The sequence below is a fragment of the Microbacterium sp. genome, from assembly GCF_052102115.1.
Taxonomy (GTDB): domain Bacteria; phylum Actinomycetota; class Actinomycetes; order Actinomycetales; family Microbacteriaceae; genus Microbacterium.
Genome location: NZ_JBQDVP010000015.1, coordinates 3,209 through 6,643, shown reverse-complemented (window position 1 = coordinate 6,643; position 3,435 = coordinate 3,209). Strand labels below are relative to the sequence as shown.

The window sequence follows — 3,435 nt, the reverse complement described above, 5'->3', positions numbered from 1 at the left end:
TCTCTGACCACAGCGCTCTCTGACCACCGCGTTCCCAGATCAGGACGCCACCCCGCGATAGGCTCGCGGGGTGGCGTCCTTCTCATTCGGCTCCGGGAACGCGGCGAAGCTGTTGCGCATCCCGCTGTATGCCGCAGGGCGCATGGGAACGTTCCTGGTCCCGCGCGGACGCCGGTGGGTGTTCGGCAGCGGTGCCGGTGTGGCCGACGGAGCACTGGCTCTCTGGCATGTCGCGACCGCGGCTCAGCACAGCACTGTATGGCTCACCTCGTCGGAGCGTGAGCGAGCGACGGCGACGGCGCTCGGCATCCCGACGATCCGGAAGTCCTCGCTGCGGGGCTGGTGGGTCACGGCTCGCGCGGGCGTCATCGTCGTCACGCACGGTCAGGGCGACGTGAACCGCTACGCCGTGGCCGGTGGTTTTCTCGTGCAGTTGTGGCACGGTATCCCGCTCAAGCGCATCGGGCTCGACTCGCCGGCCACGACCGAGGTGCCCGCCGTCCCCGGTGCAGGCGTGCTGCGACGCCTGGTGGCGTTCTTCTACCGCGAGACGGCACGGCGCATCCGCCTGATGCCCGCGGCATCCGATCGCTCACGGGGACGCCTGGAGTCGGCCTTCGCTCTCGACGACGCGCGGGTCGTCGTCACAGGCGAGCCGCGCGTCGACGTGCTCTCGGCCGGATCGCCGGACGAACGGCGAGCCGCGGCATCCGCTCTGCTCGAGAACGCGGCCGGATCCCTGCCGACGGGCGCGCGCACCCTGCTGTACGCGCCGACGTGGCGCGACGGGGCCGACGATCCTGCCGTCCCCACGGCCGCGGAGTGGGTGCGCATCGTCACGATCCTCGAGCAGCAGAACGCGGTGCTGTTCGTCCGCTCGCATCCGCTCGGAGCCGGTGCCTACCGGCCGCCCCTGCCGAGCATGCGCATTCGGATGCTGGGGTCATCGGTCCTCGCGGATGTGACACCGGCGCTGCCGGGCATCGATGTGCTGATCACCGACTACTCCTCGATGGCGTACGACGTGGGGCTGCTCGGGATGCCGGTGCTCTACCTCGCCCCGGATGCCGATGAGTACGCGCGCACGCGCGGTTTCTACGGGCGGTACGAAGACGTCGCGGGCACGGATGCCGCAAAGGACTGGGATGGACTGCTGGCGCAGGTCGAGTCGCTGCTCACCGACGAGCAGGTATTCGCGGAGCGTTCCGCGCGATCCAGTACGCTCAGCGCTCAGATGCACGCTCACCGCGACGGACGAAACGCCCGCCGCGTCTACCAGGCCATACGTGCGCGGGCGGTCCCCGCGCCGAGAGGAGCACGATGACCACCGTTCTCATCGATGAGCAGGCCGAGAATCTGGTCGTAGCCGGCACCGGGCCCAAACCGCCCTCGGCGACGCTCGACGGTCCGCGTGCGCGGGTCGACGCGCGGATCACCGGCGGCGGCAAGACGTGGAAGGCAACGTTCCCCCTGCGCGTCTCGCGGTGGGGCGGTTCCGAGCTGCCGCTGCCGTCGGGCCGGTACCAGCTGCGCGTCGACGGCGAGGACCTGTCTGCACTCGAGCCCGAGTCGTGGCTGCTGAGCGGTCTGCGCGTCTCGGTCCGCGGCGCGATCGTCACGGTCGCACCGCCGCTGGACGCCGTGTACGAGACGGCCGAGGGGCAGAGGGCGCTCGAGGAGCGCTACGTGGCGCAGCCCGGGGGCGACGAGAACGCCGTGTTCTTCGAGAGCTTCTACGGGCAGAGCGCCGGCTGCAACCCGTACGCGCTCGATCACGAGATCGCGGCGCGCGCACCTGGTGTCACCCGGTACTGGAGCATCGTCGACCGGTCGGTCCGGGTGCCGGAGGGCGCGGTCGCCGTCGTCGAGGGGAGCCCGGAGTGGTGGCATGCCCGGGGAGCTGCACGACTGCTGATCGTGAACGACTGGCTGCGTCGGCGCTTCGTCCGCAAGCCCGGCCAGAAGGTGCTGCAGACCTGGCACGGCACGCCGCTCAAGCGTCTGGCGCTGCACCGTCCCGGATTCGATCCCCGGCGGATGGCGGCCATCGTCAAGGAATCGCGGCGCTGGGATGCGCTGCTTGCGCAGAACCTGTATTCGGAGCGCATCCTCAAGAAGGCGTATGCGTTCTTCGGCAAGCCGATCTGGACCGACGGATACCCGCGCAATGACGTGCTCGTCGACGGCAGCGGTGCGGAGACGCGCAAGGTGCTGGGCATCGGGCCGCAGGAGCGCGTGCTGCTGTACGCGCCGACCTGGCGCGACGACCGCTCCGAGATCGTCGATTTCGTCGACGCGCAGCGGCTCGCCGAGCAGACGGATGCTGTCGTGCTGGTGCGCGGACACTCGCGCACTCTGCAGCCGGGCAGAGACCAGTCCGGCGCACGCGTCATCGACGTCACCGGGTTCCCGGAGACCGCCCGGCTGCTGCTGGTCGCCGACGCGCTCATCACCGATTACTCCTCGGTGATGTTCGATTTCAGCGTCACGGGCAAGCCGATGTACTTCCTCGTGCCCGATCTCGACCACTACCGGGGTCAGCTGCGGGGCTTCTACTTCGACCTCGCGGTGCGGGCGCCGGGTCCGCTGGTGTCGACGCAGGACCAGCTCGTCGCAGCCCTCGGCGACCCGTCGGTGCCGGGCCGTTTCGCCCCGCGCTACGCCGCGTGGCGCAACCAGTTCAACCGCCTCGACGACGGTCATGCGGCCGAGCGCGTCGTCTCTCGGCTGCTCGATCTCGGTTACATCGCCGGGTAGCGAGCCGACGTCGAACTGTGCGCGTCGGCCATAGGCTGTCGGCATGCGTGAACGCGAGGGGAACGACGAGACGAGATCGACGAAGCGATCGCGGCGCGATTTCTTCCGCTACGGCGGCACGGCGGCAGCCGGAGCGCTCCTGGGCGGTGCCGTGGGCGGGGCGGTCGGATTCGCGGCGGGCGACCGGACGGGGTTCCACGAGGGAGAGAGCGACTTCAGCGCACTCACACCCCGTCACGCCCCCGGGTTCGACCACGTCGTCGTCGTGATGGGCGAGAACCGCTCCTTCGACAACCTGCTCGGGTACCTGTACTCCCAGGAGAACCTGCCGGAGGGCCAGAGCTTCGACGGGCTCGCCTTCGGCGAGTACTACAACAAGACGAAAGACGGCACGCGTGTGGACGCGCACGTCTACGAGGGCGCGACAGACAAGATCATGGCTCACCCGGATCCGGACCCGGGTGAGGAGTTCCCGCACGTCAACACGCAGATCTTCGGCACCGTCGAGCCGGCAGGCAACGCGAAGCTCTATGTCGAGAGCATGGAAGCGCCGTACAACACCCCGCAGCACGGCGAGCACGCCACCATGGGCGGGTTCCTCCACGACTACATCATCAATTTCGAACGCTTGAAGAAGGGCACCGCGCCCACCACCGACGAGGCGAAGCACATCATGGG

The 3,435-nt window shown here is 69.3% G+C and carries 3 protein-coding genes; all 3 read left to right on the top strand.

What is annotated here, in order from left to right; translation table 11 throughout:
- Window positions 1–70: 70 nt before the first annotated feature.
- Window positions 71–1,324 carry a CDP-glycerol glycerophosphotransferase family protein gene (locus ACTICP_RS06740; RefSeq protein ID WP_441890765.1) on the top strand — a complete coding sequence of 418 codons (1,254 nt, stop codon included), beginning with the start codon at window positions 71–73 and terminating at the stop codon, window positions 1,322–1,324.
- On the top strand, window positions 1,321–2,757 hold the full coding sequence (locus tag ACTICP_RS06735; protein WP_441890763.1) for a CDP-glycerol glycerophosphotransferase family protein: 1,437 nt from the start codon (window positions 1,321–1,323) through the stop codon (window positions 2,755–2,757). The genes ACTICP_RS06740 and ACTICP_RS06735 overlap by 4 nt, the downstream gene beginning before the upstream one ends.
- Window positions 2,758–2,800: 43 nt before the next feature.
- The coding region (locus ACTICP_RS06730; protein ID WP_441890761.1) for an alkaline phosphatase family protein at window positions 2,801–3,435 on the top strand (635 nt) is incomplete at its 3' end.

Coding starts and splice junctions, on each gene's coding strand:
- ACTICP_RS06735 (WP_441890763.1), top strand. CDS start 1,321: ATGACCACCGTTCTCATCGATGAGCAGGCCGAGAATCTGGTCGTAGCC.